Genomic DNA, 22,399 nt, shown 5'->3' on the forward strand with positions numbered 1-22,399 from the left:
GCCGCCTCGCCCACGAGGCGGCGATGCACCGCACCGACGTCGAACTCGCGGTCGGAACCCCCGCGCCGATCGCCGTCGACCTGGCCGTCGACGGCATCGACGAAGCGCTGCGCGTTCTCCTGCCGCTGCGCTACGACGCCTCGGGCTTCGACGCCGCCGTGGGACGCACCGTGGGTGTGCACGCACACCACCACAACTGGCGACTCACGCTGCACCGCGACGCCGTCGAGGTCTCCCGGCTGCCGGGCTTCACCGACGCCGCGGTGCGCGGCGAGCCGGAAGACCTGCTGCTGTATCTGTGGGGGCGGCGGCCGGGCACGGTCGTCTCGCGCACCGGCGATTTCACCGTCCTGGCGGCGTTCCGGCGCTGTCTCGCGCGCTCGATGGTCTGACGCGGTGCCCGGCCGGCCGCGCGGCGGGGTTAGTTTGGACGGGTGAACCCGCGTACCCGTACCCGCATCGTTTCGGCCACGCTCGTGATCCTGCTGCTCGCCGTCGCCATCGGCGCCGCGCTGAGCTGACGCGGGCACCGCCGCTCAGGAAACCCAGGCGATTCGGGGAGTGCGCACGCCATTATGTGGCGTCCGCGCTCCCCGGATCGCTTTGCCCTGTGTGCTTCTCCTCTCCGGCATCGGTCGCGGCTCCGCCGCGAGCCGCTTGATCGTGCCGTTTTCGCCCGTGATGCAACCGACCGTCCCGCCCATCGGTAGTTGGGGTGGGTGTACTACGGCAAACCGGACCGGGCGACTGTCCCGGGCGGGGTGGGAAGGCGGACAGGGATGGCAGCGCGTACAGCCTCGCCGACCTCGGCGGCGGACGAGGTGACTGTGGGATCATCGGGCCTTTGGCCGACCACCCCGCGGCCGACCCGTGACACAGACGCGCCGGTGCCTGCCCAAGTCCGCGCGCTGGTCGATGCGGGCCGGTCAGCCGATCCCGAGGGGCCCCGCATGACCGAGGAGGAGTTCGATGCGTTCTACCACGCGTCGTTCTCCCGCCTCGTGCACCAGCTCTACGCACTGACGGGTGACTTCTCGGAGGCCCAGGACGTCGTCCAAGAGGCCTTCGTGCGCGCGTGGGACCGCCGCGCGCAGTTCTTCGCGGCCGAGGCGCCGGAGGCGTGGATCCGTACCGTCGCGTGGCGGCTCGCGGTCAGCCGCTGGCGCCGTGCCCGCCGGGGGTGGGACCTTCTGCGCCGCAACCACGTCGAGCAGTCGGTCGACGGCCCCGACCCGACGCACGCGGCGCTCGTCGCCGCGCTGCGCAGGTTGCCGGAGGCGCAGCGGCAGGCCATCGTGCTGCACCACCTGTGCGACATGACGGTGGATCAGATCGCCGCCGAGGCCGACGTGCCCACCGGCACCGTGAAGGCCAGGCTGTCGCGCGGTCGCGCGGCCCTCGCGAAGATCTTGGGAAACCGTGAAGGCGAGGGGGAGCAATATCGTGCCCACTCCTGATGATTCGGCTCGTGATCGGACCACCCCGGCTGACGTGTCCGACGAGCACCTTCAGGACCCCGCGCTCGCCCGCGCGCTGCGCGAACTCGACCTGCCCGGCCCGGTCGTACCGGTGTGGTCGCCGGCCGAGGTGCGCGATCGGGGCAACCGCCGGCGTACGCGCAGGCGTGCGACCTGGGCCGGGTCCGGCGTCGTCGCGGCGGCGCTCGCCGGGGCGCTGGTCATCGGCCCGCTGACGCCGTCCCCCGGCGACGACTCGGCCGCGCGAAGCGACGCCGCGTCGTCCGCGCCCGTCCGGACCGCGCCTCCCACACCTTCGCCCACAGTGCAGTCGCCGAGTGCGAGTACGCCGCCGTCGCCCAAGGCCGACGCGGTCACGCTCGACATCACGCGGCAGACCCTGACCACACATCGGGGCGGCGCCGACCAGCAGATCCAGGGCGTGGTCAACAGCCAGGCGGCCAAGGTGCTCGCCTCGGTGACGACGCTGCGCGTGGCCGCGAAACAGGAGCAGCAGCCGGTGCCGTCCGCGATCGCGGGGCTGGGCGCCTACAACATGCTGGTGGTCTGGGCGGTGCTGCTGGAACTGCCGGACAAATCCATGGTGTACGTCGGTGCCTTCCCGACCTGCGCCGAATGCCCCGAGGCGCATTCTGATCACCCGATGGTCGGGCTCCCCGACGACGGCTCGGCCAAGGTGTTCTTCGACGCGGTCGAGGTCGACGACACGGTGAACGTCGTCGGCCCCCCTGCCGCCGGCCGCGCCACCACGGCGCCCGGTCAGCCGATGGCTCCCACCCGCCCGACGTCGGTTGCGACCACGCGCACCCCCGCGACGTCGGTCACGAAGACGGCTGCCCCGGACGAGACGTCCACGCAGACCACGTCGCCGCAACCGCCTTCGAAGACGCCGCTGCCGACGGCCTCGGGCACCTCGACGGCGTCCGTGCCGCCGACCTCCGGATCGCCGACGGCGACCACCACCGGGTCGTGAACGGCGTCGGACCCGCCCGGCCTCGCGGGCTTCGCCGGTGTCCTTTGGTACGGCGGAACCCCGGCGTCGGCGCGCGGCTCCTGGCAGGGTTTCCCGCATGAGCTTGCGGGCATCGACAGCGACCGCCGCAGTGGTTGCCGTGCTTTCGGCGTGTGTCTGGGTGGTCTTGTCCCTGGGTCTGACGGCGGCGCCCGCGAGCGCGGGCGAGGAATCGGAGCTGCTGACGATGCGCGACGACCGCATCACCGAGTCGAGCGGCCTGGTCGCGAGCCTCCAGCACCCGGGCGTCTATTGGACCCACAACGACAGCGGCGACCAGCCGCGCCTGTTCGCCGTCGGCTCGGACGGCGAGACCAAGGCGGTGCTCACGCTCCAAGGCGTGACCCCGCGCGACTGGGAGGCGCTTGCTCTCGGCCGCGGCGCGAACGACACGACGGCGCTGTTCATCGGCGACATCGGCGACAACCAGAACTCGTGGCCCGAGGTGTGGATCTACCGCGTCCCGGAGCCTGCGCAGCTGGAGGACGCGACGGTCGAGCCGGTCAAATACCGCGTCACCTACGCGGACGGCCCGCGCAACGCCGAGGCGCTGCTGATCGACCCGCGCCGCAACAAGCTCTACATCGCCACCAAGGAGGACGACGGGGGCCTGTACGAGCAGCCCGCCAAGTTGACGACCTCGGGCGTCAACATCTTCACGCGCGTGGCCGCGGCACCCGGCACGGTGACCGACGGCGCGTTCGCCCCCGACGGCAGCCGCTTCGTACTGCGCGGCTACCTCGGCGCCACGATGTTCTCCGCCCCCGGGCAGGTGGTCGGCGAGGTCCCGACGCCCCTGCAACTCCAGGGCGAATCCGTCGCCTTCACCCCCGACGGCGGGGCCCTGTTGTTCGGCAGTGAGGGCTCCCACAGCAGCGTGCGCCGCGTGGTCCTGGAGGGCGCCAACCGGCCGGACTCGGTGGTGGCGCGGGAGGCGGCGGCGAGTCAGCCCGTGACGAAAGGCGCCGGCGACCAGGAGGGGGACAGCGGCCGACCCAAGACGACGGCGTACGGTCCGGGGTTCCTGGCGGTGTTCCTCATGGTGTTGACGGTGTACGGCTACCTCAAGTTCCGGCGGCGCTCCAAGTCGAGATCCGAATGACCGGCTCACGGCGCACGGCCCATGACGCACAGACCGATGACGCACGGCCCATGACGCACGGGCCCATGACGCACCAAAACGCAGGGGAGGGGAGCGCCGGGTGTCGGCGCTTCCCTCCCCTGATCGTGTCCTGGTCTCCTGACGCTTCCGGCGCCCGGCGGCCGGTCAGCCCAGGCGCTCGACCACGTAGTCGATGCACGCGGTCAACGCCTCGACGTCGCCCGGCTCGACTGCCGGGAACATCGCGACGCGCAGCTGGTTGCGGCCGAGCTTGCGGTACGGCTCGGTGTCGACGATGCCGTTGGCGCGCAGCACCTTGGCGATCGCAGCGGCGTCGACGCTCTCTGCGAAGTCGATCGTGCCGATGACCTGCGACCGCTGCGCCGGGTCGGTGACGAACGGCGTCGCGTACGGCGACTTGTCGGCCCACGCGTACAGCCGCGACGACGAGTCGGCGGTGCGCGCCACCGCCCAGTCGAGGCCGCCCTGGCCGTTCAGCCAGTCGAGCTGCTCGGCGAGCAGGAACAGCGTCGCGAGCGCGGGGGTGTTGTACGTCTGGTCCTTCGACGAGTTGTCGATGGCCGTCGGCAGGCTGAAGAACGGCGGGATGTAGCGGTCCGTCGCGGCGATCCGCGCGGCACGGTCGAGCGCGGCCGGGGAGAACACCCCGAGCCACAGGCCGCCGTCGGACGCGAAGCACTTCTGCGGCGCGAAGTAGTAGACGTCGGACTCCCGGACGTCGACCGGCAGGCCGCCCGCGCCGGAGGTCGCGTCGACGAGCACGAGGGAGCCCCCGTCGGCACCCGGCACGCGCTTGATGGGCATCGCGACGCCGGTCGAGGTCTCGTTGTGGGTGAAGGCGTACACGTCGACGCCCGGCTCGGCGACCGGGGTCGGGTGGGTGCCGGGCTCGGACTTGACCACGCTGGGCTCGTCGAGCCACGGCGCGGCCTTGGTCGAGGCGGCGAACTTGGAGGAGAACTCGCCGAACGAGAGGTGCTGCGACTTCCTGGTCACCAACCCGAACGCGGCGATGTCCCAGAACGCGGTGGAACCGCCGTTGCCGAGGACCACCTCGTAGCCCTCGGGGAGGCTGAACAGGTCGCGCACGCCTTCGCGCACCCGACGCACGACGTTCTTGACCGGCGCCTGCCGGTGGGAGGTACCGAGCAGCGAAGTGCCGGTCGCCGCAAGGGCGGCAAGCGCCTCCGTGCGCACCTTGGACGGGCCCGCGCCGAACCGGCCGTCGACGGGCTTGAGCTCTACGGGAATCTGGATCTCGGCCACCTGTTGAGCCTAGCCCGGGCCGGGTTGCGGGAACGCCAAAATCCACGAAGTGAGACGTTCCGGACCATGATGTGGTCGCGCGGGCGACAGTGGGTGAGACGGCACCGGACGACGCCGGTTCGCGACGGTTGATCATCGCACGTCGACGGGTTTGTCGGTGATGGGCTCTCCCCTGACGGCGAGCAGCACCTGTGGGGACGACCGACCGGGCGGCGACGTGCATCGGCGACACGCGCGGTCGGCGCACAGGTTCATCGGCGGGCTTCGGTGACCTGCCGCGTCTGCGGCGTGCGTCCTCCTCGCACCCGGCCGACCGGGCGCGGCAGACTGGCGCCGTGGTGGATCGTGTTGAGGCCTCGGCGGTGCGGGACGGCTCGTTGGCGCGGGCTTTGCGTTCGCGGGTGCGCGGGGGCGTGCACTTCGACGCGCAGACCCGGGCGCTGCATTCCATGGACGCGTCGAATTACCGGCACGTACCGCCCGGCGTGGTGGCGCCCCGCGATGTGGAGGACCTGGTCGCCGCGGTCGCGGTCTGCCACGAGCATCGTGCGCCCATGACCGTGCGCGGCGGCGGCACCAGCATTTCCGGGCAGGCCACGGGCAACGGCATCGTCCTCGATACGTCCCGGCACCTGACGCGGATCCACGACATCGACCCGGACGCACGCGTGGCCGTGGTCGAGCCGGGTGTCGTGCTCGACCAACTGCGTTCCGCCGCGGCCCCTTTCGGGTTGACCTTCGGTCCCGATCCGTCCACGCACAGCCGTTGCACGCTCGGCGGCATGATCGGCAACGACGCGTGCGGCGCGCATTCCGTCGCGTGGGGGCGCACGTCGGCCAACGTCGCGTGGCTGGAGGTGCTGACCTCGGACGGCGTGCGGCTGCGGGTGGGCGAGGGGGCGGCACCCGCCGTGGGGTCCGAGGTCGGCGCGGAGCGGATCCGGGCGGACCTGCACGCTTTGGCCGACGACAACCTCGCCTTGCTGCGGCGCGGTTTTCCGCAGCTGCCACGCCGGGGTTCGGGGTACGCGCTCGACCGGCTGCTGCCCGAGCAGGGCCGCGATCTGGTGGGGGCGCTCGTCGGGAGCGAGGGCACGTGCGCGGTCATCCTGCGCGCCGGCGTGCGGCTGGTCGCCGCGCCGCGGGCCCGCGCCCTCGCGGTGCTCGGGTTCGCCGACGACATTGCGGCGGCCGAGGTCGCTCCCGCGCTGCTGCCGTACGGACCGCTCACCGTCGAGAGCCTGAGCGCCGAACTCGCCGCGCTCGCCCGGTCCGCGCCGGGTGTCCGGCTTCCCGGCGGCGGCGCCTGGCTGTTCGTCGAGACCGGCGGTGACACTTCCGACGAGGCCGCCGCGCGGGCGTACGCCGTCGCGCGCGAGCTGGGCCTCGCGCCCGGCGCGTTCCGGGTGGCCGTGGACGCCGCCGAGCAGCGCGCCCTGTGGCGGATCCGCGAGGAGGCGGCCGGCACCGCGACCCGGCTCGGCGACGGCACCGAGGCGTGGCCGGGGTGGGAGGACACCGCTGTGCCACCCGCCCGGCTCGCCTCCTACCTGCGCGAACTCCACACCCTGATGGGCAGGTTCGGGCTGCGGGGGCTGCCGTACGGGCACTTCGGCGAAGGCTGTGTGCATATCCGCTTCGACTTCGACCTGCTCAGCCCGGGCGGCATCGCGTCGTTCCGCGGATTCTCCTCCGAGCTCGCCGAGCTGGTGATCGCACACGGGGGCTCGCTGTCCGGCGAGCACGGCGACGGCCAGGCCCGCGCGGAGTACCTGCCGCGCATGTACGGCTCCGAAATCGTCGGCCTGTTCGGCAGGTTCAAGGACGCGTGGGACCCGGCGGGCCTGCTGAACCCGGGCGTTCTCGTACGGCCGCACCCCGTCGACGCCGCCCTGCGCTTCGCCGGTCTGCCGCGCACCCCGGTGCCGGTCACATTCGGTTACCCGAACGACCACGGTGACTTCGCCGCCGCCGTGCGCCGCTGCGTGGGGGTCGGCAAGTGCCGTGAGACGACGGAGACTTCATCGGGCGCCGTCATGTGTCCGTCGTTCCGCGCGACGGGTGACGAGAAGGACTCCACGCGCGGACGCGCACGCCTCCTCCACGAGATGCTGATCGGCGACGTCGTGAGCGACGGCTGGCGGTCGGAGGAGGTGCGCGACGCTCTCGACCTGTGCCTGTCCTGCAAGGGCTGCCGCAGTGACTGCCCGGTCGGCGTCGACATGGCCACGTACAAGGCCGAGTTCCTGCACCACCACTATGCCGGGCGCGTGCGCCCGCGCGCCCACTACGCACTGGGCGCCCTCCCACTCTGGGCGCGCGCCGCAACCTCGGTCCCCGCTTTCGCCTCCCTTCTCAACGCCGCCGGCGCCCGTCCGCCGGTGGCCCGCGCCGCCCTGCGCGCCGCGGGTCTGGACCCCGGACGCGCCGCTCTCCCGGCGTTCGCCCGCGAGCCGTTCACGCGTGCGTGGCGCATGCGGCGACCGGCGGACCTCAGGCGGGACCGACTCGGTGACGGCAGGCCACGGGTGGTCCTGTTCCCCGACACCTTCACCGACCACTTCGCGCCGGAGACCGCGTGGTCGGCCGTCCGTGTGCTCGAAGACGCCGGGTTGACCGTCGTCGTGCCGCCGGGCCCGGTGTGCTGCGGCCTGACGCGGGTCTCCACCGGCCGCCTCGACGCCGCCCGACGGGTCATGCGCCGCACGCTCGCGACGCTGCGCCCGGCGATCGACGCCGGAATTCCCGTCGTCGGCCTGGAGCCCTCCTGCACCGCGGCGTTGCGCAGCGACGTACCCGAACTCCTGGGCCGGGAGGCCAGGCAACTGCCGGGCGTTGTCAGGACTTTCGCCGAGGCCCTCGACGAACTCGCTCCGGATTGGCAGCCTCCGGCCGTCGATCGCCCCGTCGTCGGCCAACTGCACTGCCACCAGCACGCGGTGCTCGGCGACACCGCCGATCGCCGCCTGCGCGCGAAGGCCGGACTCACCGGAGAACTCACCGGCGGCTGCTGTGGCCTGGCCGGCAACTTCGGTTACGAGCAAGGCCACTTCGCGGTGTCCGCGCGCATCGCACAGGAACGGCTGCTGCCGGCTCTCGGCTCGGCGCCGGACGAAGCGGTCGTGCTGGCGGACGGGTTCAGTTGCCGTACACAGATCACGCAACTGTCCGCCCACCGCCCGCGCCACCTCGCCGAAGTGCTTGCCGAGGCCCTGCCTGACCCGCCGGCCGCGCCGGACCGGGAGCGGTGACGGCTCGGCACGGGCCGTGTCACGTCACCGTGTTCGCGTGCCGATGACCACGGTCGCGTCGAGTTCTTCGCATTGGGCGACCTCGACACACAACCCGCCGTCCGCGAACGCCTGGGCGCTGGAAGGAGCTTGGCGTCGGCTCGTCTCGACGAGCAGGTGCCCGCCGGGGACCAGCCAGTCGGCTGCCGAGCGGGCGACGCTTCTTTGGACGTCGAGGCCATCGGTCCCGCCGTCGAGGGCGACGAGTGGTTCGTGCTCGCGGGCTTCCGTCGGCAGCAGACCGATCGCGGCGGTCGGCACATACGGCGCGTTGGCCACCAACACGTCGATGTGGCCGCGTAGTCGGCTCGGCAACGCGGCGTAGAGATCGCCCTCGTGGACGTGCGCGCGCGGCGGGACGAGGTTGCGCCGCGCGCAGCGTACGGCGGCCGGGTCGATGTCGGCGGCGTGCACCTTGGCGCCGCCCAGCGTCGCGGCGAGTGCCGCCGCGACCGCTCCCGAGCCGCAGCACAGGTCGACGACGACCGGGGCACGGAGGGGCCGGCACAGCGCTGCGGCCCGCCGGACGAGGAATTCCGTGCGGCGGCGCGGCACGAAGACACCGGGGTCGACCGTGATCCGGAGGCCGCAGAACTCGGCCCAACCCACGACGTGTTCGAGTGGATGCCCGGCGGCGCGCCGCTCGACCATCGCGGCGAGCTCGGACGGGGTACGCGCGCTCGCCGTGAGCAGTTGCGCCTCATCCTCGGCGAAGACGCAACCTGCCGCGCGCAGGGCGGCCACGACGTCGGGCTTGGCCACCGGAAAGGGTGGGGGAGGCGCGAAGGGCGCGGCTTCGAAGGCCTGCGCTGTGGAAGGAATCGGCGACGAGGACGGCGGTGTGACCGACATGAGGGCCTTTCGGAATGCCGAAGGGCGCTCTCCCGGTCCTACGCGTGCGCGCGGACCGGCCGTTGACGAGGCGAGAGCACCCGGACTGCCTGAGCGGTAATGGGTCTCACCTCCTCGTTCCATCACGATCCAGGAGCTCGTGGGAGCTCCGATGACCGACTCGTCGACCGGATGCGGCCGGTCCCCGGGTCGATCTCTTCCTGCGGCCACCCTATCCCAGCCCCGATGCCGTGCGCCGCGCGGCTGATGGTCCGAGGTCGGACGCCGCGTGTGTCCGCACCGGAATCCGAGCACGCGCCGATACAGGCTCAGTATCATGACAAAACATCATCAAACGGCAGCAACTAGCCATAGCCGCACAGGAGTTCGCATGGCCGTTCCGCGTGAACCAAGATGAGCGGGAACACTCGCACGGTTGCGCCGACAATCTGATTGATTGCGGCGTACGGCCGTTTCTCAGACCCCGATTGAGGATGGATCGCCCGGTTTGCTCCGTGGGGCGATGGGCATCCATGGGCGCGTACGGCGAACCGGTGAGCGGAACTTGACGGATAGATGTGGTTCTGACACTAATAGTGACTGATGTCCGATATATACAAGGGTAGTTAAGCCTCGGCGGGGGGCCTGTCAAGAGCCAACCAGGCGTCACGGTCGGCGAGTTCCCCGGCGAACGCGCCGACGAAGACGGAGTTATCCAGTCAACTCGGGACAGATGAGTATTCTTCCGTCTGAATCCGGATCGACCCGACGCCACCGAACCGCGAGCCACGCGGACGGAAGTGCAGGTCGGTCAGGAGGCACCAAGAGCGTCCGACCGCGAGCCGGGCGACTCACAGCTCCACCGGCCGCGGCCTGTCACCCCGGCCGGCACCGCCCTCCCGCCTGCCAGGGAGGGCGGTCGGCTGTCCGGACCGTGTCGGCAACCGCCGTGACGTACAACAGAGTCCGCCGTCGCCCCGCCTTCGCAGGTCCGCGACCGCCGCACGCACGGCAACGGCCCGCCTCGTGCTGCAAGGCGGGCCGTCCGAAGGCCGGGCGGGCCGAGAAAAGCGGACCGGTCGGCGGGGTTGCGGATGCGAACGCCGAGGTTCCCGGTCCTCGGCCGCGGCCTACCCCAGCACCGACACCGTCTCGTCGTACCCCGCCACCTCGGAGACCGGGCGTGAGCCCGGTCCGATGTAGCGCGCCGACGGGCGGACCAGCCGCGACGTGCGCTTGTGCTCCAGGATGTGCGCGCTCCAGCCTGCCGTGCGCGCGCAGGTGAACATCGAGGTGAACATGTTGGCCGGGACCTCGGCGAAGTCCAGCATCACCGCGGCCCAGAACTCGACGTTGGTGGCCAGCACGCGGTCCGGGCGGCGGGCGTGCAGCTCTTCGAGCGCCGCCTTCTCCAGCGCCGCGGCCACCTCGTAGCGCGGCGCGCCGAGCTCCTTCGCGGTACGCCGAAGCACGCGCGCCCGAGGATCCTCCGCCCGGTAGACGCGGTGCCCGAAGCCCATCAGCCGGTCGCCCCGGTCCAGGACACCCTTGACGTACGCCGTGGCGTCGCCCGTCCGCTCGATCTCCTCGATCATGTGCAGCACCCGCGAGGGGGCACCGCCGTGCAGCGGTCCGGACATCGCGCCGACCGCGCCGGAAAGACACGCCGCCACGTCGGCGCCGGTGCCCGCGATCACACGCGCCGTGAACGTCGAGGCGTTCATGCCGTGCTCGGCGGCCGAGGTCCAATACGCGTCGACGGCCTTGACGTGCTTCGGGTCCGGCTCGCCGCGCCAGCGGATCATGAAGCGCTCGACGATCGTCTCGGCCTTGTCGACCTCGCGCTGCGGCACCATCGGCTTGTCGAGACCACGCGCCGACTGGGCGACGTACGACAGCGCCATGACCGCCGCCCGGGCCAGGTCGTCACGCGCCTGCACGTCGTCGATGTCGTGCAGCGGTTTCAATCCCCACACCGGGGCGAGCATGGCCAGCGCGCTCTGCACGTCCACGCGGACGTCGCCCGAGTGAATGGGGATCGGGAAGGACTCCGCGGGCGGGAGGCCGGGGTTGAAGGCGCCGTCGACCAGGAGCCCCCAGACGTTGCCGAAGGAGACACGACCGACGAGGTCCTCGATGTCGACGCCGCGGTAGCGGAGCGCGCCGCCCTCCTTGTCGGGTTCGGCGATCTCCGTCTCGAACGCTATGACTCCTTCGAGTCCCGGTACGAAGTCGGACATCAGGCGGCTCCTCATGCGGTCTCGACTGACTTGTGGTGACTTTTGGTCGGGTCCTTCATACCCCGCGTCTCCACAACCTGTCTTCCCCTGGAGAAGCCCGAAAACTCGGCGCAAGATCGTTCCTGCGCGGGCTCGCGGATACCGCTCCGGGGTATGGATCGGCGGGTCGGGCGAAACGCTGTCGTTGTGGCTTCACCGGTGTGGTCGTAAGCGACGGTTGTCGAGACGCCACAATATCTCTCGATATCGAGATGTCCTAGGCGTGCGGGTTGACGGGAGCGTGAACTCCGGCACACCGGAGCAGGTGAACGCCTCGATACGCACCAATCAATTCACCCGTTCGGGCTCTGTGCCTGCCGGTTTCGGTCGGTATCGGGGCGGAGTGCTAACAAGGAACCGTGGACCTCAACGACCTCATGGCCATGCGCCGCCAATACCGCAACGAGGGCATCGACGAAGCCGCCCTCCCCCCGGCGCCGTACGCGTTGTTCCGCCACTGGCTCGCCGAGGTCGTCGCGGCCGACCTGCCGGAGCCCAACGCGATGATCGTGGCGACCGCGACCCCCGACGGCCGGCCCAGTGCGCGCACGGTCCTGCTCAAGGAGTACGGCGAGGACGGTTTCGTCTTCTACACCAACTTCGAGTCACGCAAAGGCCGCGAAATCACCGCCAACCCGGCGGTGAGCCTGCTGTTCCCCTGGCACGCGCTCGACCGCCAGGTCATCGTCACCGGCACCGCCGAGCGCGTGCCCGAGGCCCGCACCGCCGCCTACTTCCGCTCCCGGCCGTACGGCTCCCGCATCGGCGCCTGGGCGAGCGAGCAGTCGAGCGTGATCCGCTCGCGCGAGGATTTGGACAAGAGGTACGCCGAGGCCGAGGCGCGCTTCCCGGAGGACGCGGACGTGCCGGTGCCGCCGTTCTGGGGCGGCTTCCGCGTCGTGCCGGACACCATCGAGTTCTGGCAGGGCCGGGAGAACCGCCTCCACGACCGCCTGCGCTACCGGCGCGAGCCCGGCCCGGCCGGCGACGAGACCATCTGGACCGTGGACCGCCTGAGCCCCTGACGGATCCGTCACGGGAACGACCGGGCGCACGGCCCGCTAATGCTCGCGGTGCACCTTGTGCTGCGCCGCCTGGGCGAGTGGGCGCAGGACCATCAGGTCCACGTTGACGTGCCGGGGGCGGGTGATCGTCCAGACCACCGCGTCCGCGACGTCCTCGGCGGTCAGCGGCTCGGCGACGCCCGCGTACACCTCGGCCGCCTTCTGTACGTCGCCGCGCATGCGGTTGACCGCGAATTCGTCGGTCTTGACCATGCCGGGCGCGACCTCGATCACCCGGACCGGTCGGCCGCTCAGTTCCAGCCGCAGCGTCGCGGCGATGGCGTGGGTGCCGTGCTTGGCCGCGACGTACCCGCCGCCGCCTTCGTACGCCTGGTGCCCGGCCGTCGACGACATCACCACCACCGTGCCCGCACCGCTCGCCACGAGCGCAGGCAGCAGTGCCTGCGTCGTGTGCAGCGTGCCGAGCACGTTGACCTGGTACATCGACAGCCAGTCCTCAGGATCGCCCGTCGCGATCGGTTCGGTGCCGAGCGCGCCTCCCGCGTTGGCGACGAGCACGTCGCAACGCGGCAGCGAGGCGGCGAAGGCGTTGACCGCGGCACGGTCGGTGACGTCCAGCGGGTACGCGGCGGCCGACTGCCCGGCGGCGCGCAGCTCGGCGGCGATCGCCTCGATCCGCTCGGCCCGTCGCGCACTCAGCACCACATGGAACCCGGCCGCGGCCAAGCCGCGCGCACTGGCGGCCCCGATTCCGCTGCTCGCGCCGGTGACAACAGCAACGCGTCGCTCATCGCTCACCCGCGCACGCTACCGCGTCAACCGCCCGCGGATTCTTCGGGCATGAGGACCGTGTCGACCTCGGCTGTACGTCCGGTTCCACTCCGCCGCGGCCGTGACAGGAAGTGCGGGGGCGACCCGGGCGACCCGGTTGGTTCATCCGCGTTTGGTTCAAGGGCGCACGCCGCCGCCCGGGCCGAGCAGCGAGCGCTGCTGGGCAGCGTGTTTGTGATTCCCGCCGCGAGGTGCGAGCACGACGTCCTGGCCTATCCCCGGCATACCGGGTTCGGTGGGCCTTTGGGGCGCCGGTGCCGCGGTCACGGGGCGCACTGGTTGGAGCCCGGCTGTTGCTGCGGCCTGCCCCGGCAGTTTGCGGGGTGTCGGCGCCGCATCAGGCGTGAGCGACTGCTGCGGCGGAGCTTGGGCGTGGCCCTGCTGCCGGGTGAGGTGTACGTCGGGCGGATGGACCGGCATCGGCGGGATTCGCGGAGGATGGCCCGTTGCGGCGAAGGTCGCAGGGCTTGCGCTCAGCCACGGATTGCCTGGTCGGGCCGCGTTCGCGCGCTGCCTCGTCGCGTTTTCGGCCGCCTTTTGCGCACGGTTGTCCACCACGATGCGTTCGTTGTATTTGTGGAAGTCCTTCGGCCGGTCGTTCGCGGGACGCCCCAGATTCTGCATCACAAAGGCGTGAGTCGCTCTGCTTGCCGCATCCGCGCGTGGGCCGTCCACGACGACGGCCATGATGCCTTCGGCTTCCTGCTCGAACTGATTCTCGGCGGCGTACGGCCCCGAGTGCCTGTGGACGAGAGCCTTGCTGAGCTCGTTCATCGCTGTCGGCCCGTAGTACTTGCCCGGCAGGCCGGCAAGCTGCTCCGCTCGGACGTCGGCGGCCGAGGGGTCGGCGGCGACGTCTTCCGGGTTGCCGGCCTTCTCCAAATTCTTCCGGTGCCACTTCAGGACTTCGTTGTCCGGTGCTTTGCTGAAGAAATTGAAATCGGCCTTGTATCTTGCCGCGACGTCGTTCTGGATCGCATGGGATTCTGAGGTGTGCGCTACTTGACGGATCACTTCGCGCGCGAGTGAGCCGTCCTTCCCGCGTTCCGCAGCCGATCGCCGGGCGGCATTGCCGATCAGGTGACCGATCTCATGGGCGACAACTGCCGCCACTCCGAGCCGACTGGATCGGTTGGCCGCCCCTTCTTTCGCGGCTTGGGCCAGCCAGCTTGCATGGGAGTCCCCGGCTTCGGTGCTGAAGAGGCGGGAGTTGAACCAAAGCTTGGAGCCGTTCTCGCCGGTGCGCTCCCGGACACTCCTGGCGTTGGGATACACCGCGCCGGGAGTCCCGCTGGTGAGAGTGCCGGCGTCCCCGGTTCTGGAGAGTTCGCCGAAGTCGCTGATCGTGACTTCACGGAGATCGGTCACGCGATAGTGGCGCAGCATGACCAGCGTGTTCATGGCGATCTGCTTCGCCGCGTACAGATCCACCCGGTCGTCCATGTCCAGATGGACCGTGCGCCTGGTGGCCTCGTTGAGCCCGGCGCCGAAGATCCGCCGAACGTCCTCATGCGTCGTGGCATGGCGGAGGGCTTGGTGGGTGGCGTAGTTGCGCACCCGGTCGGTGACCAGGGGCATGGAGGCGAACACCCGCGCCAGGCGCCCGCCACCGCTCGCCACGAGACTCCTGCCCAAGAACCGATCTTGACCATAATCAGTCGATGACGCGCGTATCCGCCATCCGGTACACGCGGTCTGTGGATCGGAAACCGACAGGTGTCGCGGCGCGCAACGGCCTTGGGAGTGCGTGGACGGCACACGTGGTGAGGCGCATGCCACATCCGGGGGGCCAGTGGCCGTCATGAGTCGATCGGCCCGTGCTCAACGTGACGGGGCGGTGGGCGGCTGCGGTGGCATGGCCGCGGCGGCATCGCGAATCGTGGGCGACAGGTTGCGCGGTACGAACATCGAAGTACAAAGTCGAGATTCGCGATGTCGGTCGTCGGCAGCGGGCATGTCTCGGTGGCCGGCGGGGCGTTCGCCCGCGGCCCGGCGGCTGCCGCCGTCCACCGGGAAGCGGCGGCAAGCCATCGGCGGTTTGTTCAGCCCACGCGTTCCCACCCCCGCCGGGGCGCGCGGGCGCCGAGTTGGTCGTCTCGGCTGCGGTAGACGATGTACGGACGTGTCAGATAGCCGAGCGGTGCCGTGAGCATGTGGACCAGGCGGGTGAACGGCCAGAAAGCGAACAGGGCGAGGGCACTCAGCGCGTGCAGTTTGAACAGCACGGGTGCGTCGGCCATCAGTTCGGGGTCGGGGTCGGCGTAGAAGATGCCGCGGAACCACGGGGAGATGGTCTCGCGGTAGTTGTAGCCGCCGCCGACCAGGTTCGCGGCGACCGTGGCCGAGAGGCCCAGGATGATGACCGTGGTGAGCAGCGCGTACATCGCCTTGTCGTTGCGCGTGGTGGCGCTGAAGACCGGGCCGACCGTGCGGCGCCGGTAGATCAGGATGGCCAGGCCGCCGAGGGTGCACACCCCGGCGATGGTGCCGAGGACGACGGCGACGACGTGGTACGCGTGTTCGCTGACGCCGGCGGCTTCCGTCCAGGACTCGGGGATCACCAGACCACCGACGTGGCCGAGCAGCACGATGAGGATGCCGAAGTGGAACAGCGGGCTGCCGATGCGCAGCAGCCGGTTCTCGTACAACTGGGACGACCGCGTGGTCCAGCCGAACTTGTCGTAGCGGTAACGCCAGATGTGGCCGAGGACGAAGGTGGCCAGGACCAGGTACGGCAGGATCACCCACAAGAACGTGGACCCGCCGCCGGCCGCCGCCAACGTCGTTGATTGGGGGGGTGGTTGGGGCGTCATCGGGAACCTCCTGGCGTGCCGGGCGGGCGGCTGACCGCTGCTGGTGCGGCCGTGGGGATGTAGGGAGCCAGTCCGACCTGCTCCTCGGGCGGTCCCTGCGCGGCGAGCCGGGCGACGGCGGTGCGCTCGTCGCCGCTGAGCGCCGGCAGTGTGGCGGAGACCGACGCGAGGACGTCCGCCCAGGGTGAGCCCGAGTCCCGCAGCGCGATGCGCAGCAGTTCCAGTCCGGCGCGGTGTTCGACGAGGATGTGCGCGTCGTCGGCGGCGGCGGCGAATTCGAGGACGACGGCGAGGTGGTCGGAAAGCTCGTCGTCGCCGAGTCGCCAGCCCGCGCGGGCGTACGCCTGCTTGAGGCGCAACAAGGCGACGCCGCGCTTCCGTGTGTCGCCGTGCGCGTAGTAGGTGAGGAACAGGCAGCAGCGTTTGCGGTGGTCGAACGTCGCGACGTAGTCGGCGGCGAGGACCGTGCGGGGGGCCTGCTCGGCATGGTCCGCGAAGCGCAGCAGGGGAGCGCCGACGGGGTCGGGGAACGCGGCGGCGGCGCGCCGTACCAGCGGCAGTTCGGCATGGAACCGCTCGTCGGGGTAGGCGAGAAGCAGTGATTGCACCTGCCACGCGTGGCGCCACGAGGTGTCGTCGGCGCGGTCCTCGCGCGGCTTACGCCGGAAGCGCAGCCCGCCCCGCCTGCCCGGACCACGCAGCTTTCCGAGACCACCGGGACCACTCGGACCGCCGGGACTGCCTGAACCCTCCGGCCCGCCCGGCTCGCTTGGCCCGCCGGGACCAGCGAGACCGCCGGAACCGCTTGGCCCGACTCGCCCGCTCGGCCCGCCTTCCACGTCCACTGCGTCACGTGCCATGGCCGCCCTCGCTTCGGTCGTCGGTGGGGTGATCGCCTGGGCTGCCCGCGCCCGCCGGTTTACCCGAATTTTCTGGACTGTCTGGATTATCGGGATCGCCCTCGCGCGTGGGAAAAAGCCCCGGCGGGCGGCCCTTGCCGTCCCAGTTGAGGAGGTTGACGCGCGTGGCCCGGTCCTGCGGGACGGCGTGCGTGTCGGCGGTCTGGCGGTCGCGCAGCATGCGGAAGTTCTCCACCGCGACGGGCGCGGGGGCGCCGGACGCCTCGCCGAAGGGACCCGAACCGCCCATGCCGGGGCCGCCTTCGAAGTCGAGGCTGCATTCGGTGGCGAGTTCTTCGAGGGCGTGGGCCTGCTCGGCGTGCGCGGGCGGGATGACGTACCGCTCGTTGTATTTGGCCAGGGCAAGCAGGCGGTACATGTCGTACGTCTGTTCGCCGGTCATGCCCACGGCTGCGGGGATCGCGTCGTCGGGCTCGCGGCCGAAGTTGATGTCGCGCATGTACGAGCGCATCGCCGCGAGGCGCTTGAGCACCGCCGTCACCGGTTCCGGGTCGCCGGCCGTGAACAACTGGGCCAGGTAGTCGACGGGGATGCGCAGCGTGTCGATGGCGGCGAACAGGTTGCGGCGGTTCTCGGCGTCGTGGCCGGTCTCGCGGACGGCGTCGACGACGGGGGAGAGCGGCGGGATGTACCAGACCATCGGCATGGTCCGGTACTCCGGGTGCAGTGGCAGGGCGACCTTGTAGGTGTTGATCAGAGCGTGGATCGGGGACCGCTGCGCCGCGTCGATCCAGTCGCGCGGGATACCCGCCTGTTCCGCCGCCGCGACCACGCGCGGGTCGTGCGGGTCGAGGAAGACCCGGCGCTGGGCCTCGTACAGGTCCGTGTCGTGCGGCGTGGAGGCGGCCTCCAGCACGCGGTCGGCGTCGTAGAGCACCAGGCCGATGTAGCGCAGGCGGCCGACGCAGGTCTCCGAGCACACCGTGGGAATCCCGACCTCGACGCGCGGGAAGCAGAACGTGCACTTCTCGGCCTTGCCGGTGCGGTGGTTGAAGTACACCTTCTTGTACGGGCACCCCGACACGCACATGCGCCACCCGCGGCAGCGGTCCTGGTCGACCAGAACGATGCCGTCCTCGGTCCGCTTGTAGATCGCGCCGGATGGGCAGGACGCCGCACACGACGGGTTGAGGCAGTGCTCGCAGATCCGCGGCAGGTAGAACATGAACGTCTGCTCGAACTCGAACCGGATCTTCTCGCCCAGCCCGGCGAGCAGCACGTCCTTGTCGCCGTGTTCGAGGGAACCGCCCAGGTCGTCGTCCCAGTTCGCGGACCACGAGATCTTCATGTCCTTGCCCGAGATCAGCGATTTCGGACGGGCGACCGGCGTGTGTTCCTGGAGCGGCGCGTTGGTGAGGGTGTCGTAGTCGTACGTCCACGGCTCGTAGTAGTCGTCGAGCGACGGCAGTTTGGGGTTCGAGAAGATCGTGAGCAGCTTCCTGAACCGGCCGCCGCCCTTCAGCACGAGTCGGCCGCGCTTGTTGAGCTTCCAGCCGCCCTTCCAGGTCTCCTGGTCCTCGTAGCGGCGCGGGTAGCCCTGGCCGGGGCGGGTCTCGACGTTGTTGAACCAGACGTACTCGACGCCGCTGCGGTTGGTCCACGCCTGCTTGCAGGTGACCGAGCAGGTGTGGCAGCCGATGCACTTGTCGAGGTTCATGACCATCGCCATCTGGGCCATGACGCGTCCGATGACGGGTTCGCCGCGCGGCATCAGTACGCCACCTCCTGCGACCGGCGGCGGATGACGGTGACCTCGTCGCGCTGGTTGCCGGTCGGGCCCAAGTAGTTGAAGGCGTACGACAGTTGCGCGTAGCCGCCGATCAGGTGCGTCGGTTTGACCAGCAGCCGGGTCAAGGAGTTGTGGATGCCGCCTCGGCGCCCGGTGGCCTCGGCGCGAGGGACGTCGATCAGGCGGTCCTGCGCGTGGTGCATGTAGACGGTCCCCTCCGGCATGCGGTGCGAGACGATGGCGCGCGCGACGACGACGCCGTTGCGGTTGACGGCCTCGATCCAGTCGTTGTCGCGTACGCCGATCTTGGCGGCGTCCTTGCCGCTCATCCACACCGTCGGCCCGCCTCGGGACAGCGACAGCATGAACAGGTTGTCCTGGTATTCGGAGTGGATCGACCACTTGTTGTGCGGCGTCAGGTAGCGGACCGTCACGCCGAGTTCGTCGCGGTGGCCCACCTCGGGCTCGCCGAAGAGCAGATGCATGTCCAACGGCGGCCGGTAGACAGGGAGTTGCTCGCCCAGCTCGGCGATCCAGTCGTGGTCCAGGAAGAAGTGCTGACGCCCGGTCAGGGTGTGCCAGGGTTTGAGGCGTTCGACGTTGACGGTGAACGGCGAGTAGCGCCGCCCACCGGTTTCCGAACCCGACCACTCCGGAGACGTGATCACCGGTACCGGCCCGGCCTGGGTGTCGGCGAAGGTGACCCGCCTGCCCTCGTTCTCGCTTGCCAGATCGGCGAGTTCGGTTCCGGTGCGCTTCTCCAGGGTGCGGAAGCCCTGTGTGGCCAGGCGCCCGTTCGTGGTGCCGGACAGCGCGAGGATCGCCTCGCATGCCTGGACGTCGCGGGCGATGGACGGGCGGCCGTGGGCCGGTCCGCCGCGTACGGTTCCGTTCTGGTGCCGCAGGTGGTCGAGTTCGCGGTCGAGGGTGAACGTGACGCCCTTGGTGGTGGCGCCGAGTGTGTCCAACAGCGGTCCGATCGCGGTCATTTTGTCGGCCACCGCACCGAAGTCCCGTTCCACGACGACCAGTTTGGGCATCGTGCCCCCGGGGACCGGCTCGCATTCGCCGGTCTTCCAGTCCCGTACGCGGCCGTGCGGGGTCGCCATCGCGTCGGGGGTGTCGTGCAGCAGCGGCGCCGCGACCACGTCTTTGCGGACACCCAGGTGATGCCCGGCCAGACGGCTGAACTCCCGTGCCAGGGACTGGAATGCGTCCCAGTCGGTACGGGTCTGCCAGGGCGGGGCGATCGCCGGGTTGAAGGAGTTCACGAACGGGTGCATGTCCGTGGTGCTGAGATCGTGTTTCTCGTACCAGGTCGCGGCCGGCAGCACCACGTCGGAGTAGACGGTCGTGCTGGTCATCCGGAAGTCCAGCGTGAGCAGCAGGTCGAGCTTCCCGGTCGGCGCCTCCTCCCGCCACACGACGTCGCGCGGACGCGCGTCGGGCGGTGCCTCCTCGGCGCTCACCGACGACTCGACGCCGAGCAGGTGCCGCAGGAAGTACTCGTTGCCCTTCGCCGACGAGCCCAGCAGGTTGGCCCGCCAAACGGTCAGCACCCGGGGGAAGTTCGCCGGGGCGTCGGGGTCCTCCCCGGCGAAGTGCAGCGAACCTTCCGTGAGTTGCCGCACGACGTGTTCGCCCGCGCTGCGTCCCGCCGCCTCCGCCTCGTCGGCGAGGTCGAGCGGGTTGCGGTCGAAGGTCGGATACGACGGCATCCAGCCCATCCGCGCCGACGCCGCGAGCACGTCGGCGGTGCTCATCCCCGCGAAGCGGCTGCTCTCGCTGCCGGCACCGCCCGGGCTCCCCGCACTTCCGGCGGCGAGCGTCGCGGCGGAGAAGGGGTCGTACCGGAATTGGTCGGTGTGCAGGTACCAGTACGCGGTCTGGATCATCTGCCGCGCGGGGCGGTTCCAGTCGGACGCCGTGGCGAGTGCCGAATACCCCGTGATGGGACGGACCTTCTCCTGCCCGACATAGTGGGCCCAGCCGCCGCCGTTGACGCCTTGGCATCCGGTGAGGGTCGTCAGGGTGAGGAACGCCCGGTAGATCGTGTCGGAATGGAACCAGTGGTTGGTGCCCGCGCCCATGATGATCATCGAACGGCCCCGTGACTCCTCGGCGTTCGTGGCGAACTCACGCGCGATCCGGGCCGCCTTCCCCGCGTCGACGCCGGTGACCGTCTCCTGCCACGCCGGCGTGTACGGCTGGTCCGCGTCGTCGTAGCCGGTCGGCCATGCGCCCGGCAGCCCCTCACGCGCGACGCCGTACTGGGCGAGCAGCAGGTCGTAGACGGTCGTCACCACGTGCCCGGCGACACGTCGCACCGGAACTCCCCGGCGCAGTACGCCCGCCGACCCGTCCGGGCTGTCGAAGCGCGGCAACTCCACGGCCAGCGGGGCCTCTTCCGAGCCGAGCACCGACAACAGCGGGTCGACGCCTTCGAGATCGAGGTTCCACCGTCCCGCGCCCGACTCGCCGAACCGGTGCCCCAGCGTGCCGTTCGGGACGACCGGCCGGCCCGAGGCCGCGTCGAGGAGCACGGTCTTGAAGGCGGCGTTCTCCGCCTCGGCTGCGGGAGCCCCCAGGTCCGCGGCGGTCAGGAACTTGCCCGGGCGGTACTGTCCCGGCCCGTGCTCCTCCAGGGTGACGAGGAACGGCAGGTCGGTGAAGCGCTTGACGTAGTCCGTGAAGTAGGGCGTCTGCCGGTCGACGAAGAACTCCTTGAGGATCACGTGGCCCATGGCCATCGCCAGCGCCCCGTCGGTGCCCGGCTGCGCCGCGAGCCATTCGTCGGCGAACTTGACGTTGTCCGCGTAGTCGGGTGAGACCGCCACCACCTTCTGCCCGCGATAGCGCGCCTCGGCCATCCAGTGCGCGTCGGGCGTGCGGGTCACCGGCAGGTTCGAGCCCCACATCACCAGGTAGCCCGCGTCCCACCAGTCGCCCGACTCCGGTACGTCGGTCTGATCGCCGAACACCTGCGGCGAGGCCACCGGCAGGTCCGCGTACCAGTCGTAGAACGACAGCATCACGCCGCCGACCAGCGAATAGAACCGCGCGCCGGCCGCATGCGACACCATCGACATCGCCGGGATGGGGGAGAACCCGGCGAGCCGGTCCGGGCCGTACGTCTTGATCGTGTGGACGTGCGCCGCCGCGACCATCTCGATCGCCTCGTCCCAACTCGCCCGCACTAGGCCGCCCTTGCCGCGCACCGACTTGTAGCGGCGGGCCTTCACGGGATCGTCGGCCACGTCGGCCCACGCGAGCACCGGATCGCCGAGACGGGACTTGGCCTCGCGGTACATCTCCAGGAGGACTCCGCGCACGTACGGGTAGCGCACCCGCGTGGGCGAGTATGTGTACCAGGAGAACGCGGCACCGCGCGGGCAGCCGCGCGGCTCGTACTCGGGGCTGTCCGGACCGACGGAGGGATAGTCGGTCTGCTGCGACTCCCACGTGATGATGCCGTCCTTGACGTACACCTTCCACGAGCACGACCCGGTGCAGTTGACGCCGTGCGTCGACCGCACCACCTTGTCGTGCGACCAGCGTTCCCGGTAGAAGTCGTCGGCCTGCCGTCCGCCCCTCTTGTAGAGCGCGCGCAGATCGTCCGAGACGTCGGCGCGCGTGAAGAACCGGCGGGAGCGGACGAGGGCGTCCGCCAACTCGCCGTCGAGCCCGGCCGGGGCCGGGGGATCGGGTGCGGACATACGGGGGTCGGACTCGGTGCTCAACGCCTCGCCTCCTCCGGGCCGTCGGCCCGCTCGGGTACGGCTGGGATGTTCCGTATCGCGGG

At 70.6% G+C, this 22,399-nt stretch carries 14 protein-coding genes and 1 pseudogene; 6 read left to right on the forward strand and 9 right to left on the reverse strand.

The features are described from left to right. From ACRX5W_RS02365 to ACRX5W_RS02380, 4 genes and pseudogenes are all read left to right on the forward strand, one after another. A pseudogene (locus tag ACRX5W_RS02365) lies at positions 1-392 on the forward strand (hypothetical protein); the annotation flags it as partial. A gap of 558 nt (positions 393-950) precedes the next feature. Further along, entirely contained in the window at positions 951-1,457 is a 507-nt protein-coding gene (locus ACRX5W_RS02370) for a SigE family RNA polymerase sigma factor (protein WP_436786185.1), read from the forward strand. Between the two features lie 34 nt (positions 1,458-1,491). Beyond that, positions 1,492-2,451 carry a hypothetical protein gene (locus tag ACRX5W_RS02375; RefSeq protein ID WP_436786186.1) on the forward strand — a complete coding sequence of 320 codons (960 nt, stop codon included), beginning with the start codon at positions 1,492-1,494 and terminating at the stop codon, positions 2,449-2,451. A 97-nt stretch (positions 2,452-2,548) separates the two neighbouring features. Further along, positions 2,549-3,592, forward strand: a complete 1,044-nt coding sequence (locus tag ACRX5W_RS02380) for a hypothetical protein (protein ID WP_436786187.1) — start codon at positions 2,549-2,551, stop codon at positions 3,590-3,592. A 165-nt stretch (positions 3,593-3,757) separates the two neighbouring features. Here ACRX5W_RS02380 and serC read toward each other — a convergent pair whose 3' ends face one another. Then, positions 3,758-4,879: a phosphoserine transaminase gene (gene serC / locus ACRX5W_RS02385; protein ID WP_436786188.1), complete on the reverse strand. Its 1,122-nt coding sequence runs from the start codon at positions 4,877-4,879 to the stop codon at positions 3,758-3,760. Positions 4,880-5,214: 335 nt separating this feature from the next. Between serC and ACRX5W_RS02390 the strand changes: the two genes are divergently transcribed. Beyond that, positions 5,215-8,130: an FAD-binding and (Fe-S)-binding domain-containing protein gene (locus tag ACRX5W_RS02390; protein WP_436786189.1), complete on the forward strand. Its 2,916-nt coding sequence runs from the start codon at positions 5,215-5,217 to the stop codon at positions 8,128-8,130. A gap of 24 nt (positions 8,131-8,154) precedes the next feature. On the opposite strand, the gene ACRX5W_RS02395 is transcribed toward ACRX5W_RS02390, so the two are convergent. Both ACRX5W_RS02395 and ACRX5W_RS02400 read right to left on the reverse strand, forming a co-directional pair. Then, entirely contained in the window at positions 8,155-9,021 is an 867-nt protein-coding gene (locus ACRX5W_RS02395; RefSeq protein WP_436786190.1) for a putative protein N(5)-glutamine methyltransferase, read from the reverse strand. Positions 9,022-10,130: 1,109 nt separating this feature from the next. Continuing rightward, positions 10,131-11,240, reverse strand: coding sequence for a citrate synthase 2 (locus ACRX5W_RS02400; RefSeq protein WP_436786191.1), 1,110 nt, complete (start codon positions 11,238-11,240; stop codon positions 10,131-10,133). A 416-nt stretch (positions 11,241-11,656) separates the two neighbouring features. Between ACRX5W_RS02400 and pdxH the strand changes: the two genes are divergently transcribed. Continuing rightward, positions 11,657-12,304 (forward strand): pyridoxamine 5'-phosphate oxidase, encoded by a 648-nt coding sequence (gene pdxH / locus ACRX5W_RS02405; RefSeq protein WP_436786763.1) that lies wholly within the window; start codon positions 11,657-11,659, stop codon positions 12,302-12,304. Between the two features lie 36 nt (positions 12,305-12,340). On the opposite strand, the gene ACRX5W_RS02410 is transcribed toward pdxH, so the two are convergent. The 6 genes from ACRX5W_RS02410 to ACRX5W_RS02435 all read right to left on the reverse strand — a co-directional run bounded on the left by ACRX5W_RS02410 (position 12,341) and on the right by ACRX5W_RS02435 (position 22,313). Continuing rightward, on the reverse strand, positions 12,341-13,102 hold the full coding sequence (locus ACRX5W_RS02410; protein WP_436786192.1) for an SDR family NAD(P)-dependent oxidoreductase: 762 nt from the start codon (positions 13,100-13,102) through the stop codon (positions 12,341-12,343). A gap of 150 nt (positions 13,103-13,252) precedes the next feature. Beyond that, the gene (locus ACRX5W_RS02415) at positions 13,253-14,755 is read right to left on the reverse strand and encodes a hypothetical protein (protein WP_436786193.1); all 1,503 of its coding nucleotides are present in this window, start codon (positions 14,753-14,755) and stop codon (positions 13,253-13,255) included. Between the two features lie 422 nt (positions 14,756-15,177). Then, positions 15,178-15,948: a respiratory nitrate reductase subunit gamma gene (gene narI / locus ACRX5W_RS02420; RefSeq protein WP_436786194.1), complete on the reverse strand. Its 771-nt coding sequence runs from the start codon at positions 15,946-15,948 to the stop codon at positions 15,178-15,180. Then, complete coding sequence (narJ, locus tag ACRX5W_RS02425) at positions 15,945-16,556, reverse strand: nitrate reductase molybdenum cofactor assembly chaperone (protein WP_436786195.1); 612 nt, start codon at positions 16,554-16,556, stop codon at positions 15,945-15,947. Before narJ ends, narI begins: the two co-directional genes overlap by 4 nt. Before the next feature lie 241 nt (positions 16,557-16,797). Continuing rightward, entirely contained in the window at positions 16,798-18,579 is a 1,782-nt protein-coding gene (narH, locus tag ACRX5W_RS02430) for a nitrate reductase subunit beta (protein ID WP_436786196.1), read from the reverse strand. Then, the gene (locus tag ACRX5W_RS02435; RefSeq protein ID WP_436786764.1) at positions 18,579-22,313 is read right to left on the reverse strand and encodes a nitrate reductase subunit alpha; all 3,735 of its coding nucleotides are present in this window, start codon (positions 22,311-22,313) and stop codon (positions 18,579-18,581) included. The genes narH and ACRX5W_RS02435 overlap by 1 nt, the downstream gene beginning before the upstream one ends. Positions 22,314-22,399: the final 86 nt, after the last annotated feature.

This window comes from Yinghuangia sp. YIM S10712 (assembly GCF_051388935.1).
GTDB lineage: Bacteria > Actinomycetota > Actinomycetes > Streptomycetales > Streptomycetaceae > Yinghuangia.

Coding starts and splice junctions, on each gene's coding strand:
- narI (WP_436786194.1), bottom strand. CDS start 15,948: ATGACGCCCCAACCACCCCCCCAATCAACGACGTTGGCGGCGGCCGGC.
- ACRX5W_RS02395 (WP_436786190.1), bottom strand. CDS start 9,021: ATGTCGGTCACACCGCCGTCCTCGTCGCCGATTCCTTCCACAGCGCAG.
- ACRX5W_RS02380 (WP_436786187.1), top strand. CDS start 2,549: ATGAGCTTGCGGGCATCGACAGCGACCGCCGCAGTGGTTGCCGTGCTT.
- narH (WP_436786196.1), bottom strand. CDS start 18,579: ATGCCGCGCGGCGAACCCGTCATCGGACGCGTCATGGCCCAGATGGCG.
- pdxH (WP_436786763.1), top strand. CDS start 11,657: ATGGCCATGCGCCGCCAATACCGCAACGAGGGCATCGACGAAGCCGCC.
- ACRX5W_RS02370 (WP_436786185.1), top strand. CDS start 951: ATGACCGAGGAGGAGTTCGATGCGTTCTACCACGCGTCGTTCTCCCGC.
- ACRX5W_RS02400 (WP_436786191.1), bottom strand. CDS start 11,240: ATGTCCGACTTCGTACCGGGACTCGAAGGAGTCATAGCGTTCGAGACG.
- ACRX5W_RS02435 (WP_436786764.1), bottom strand. CDS start 22,313: ATGTCCGCACCCGATCCCCCGGCCCCGGCCGGGCTCGACGGCGAGTTG.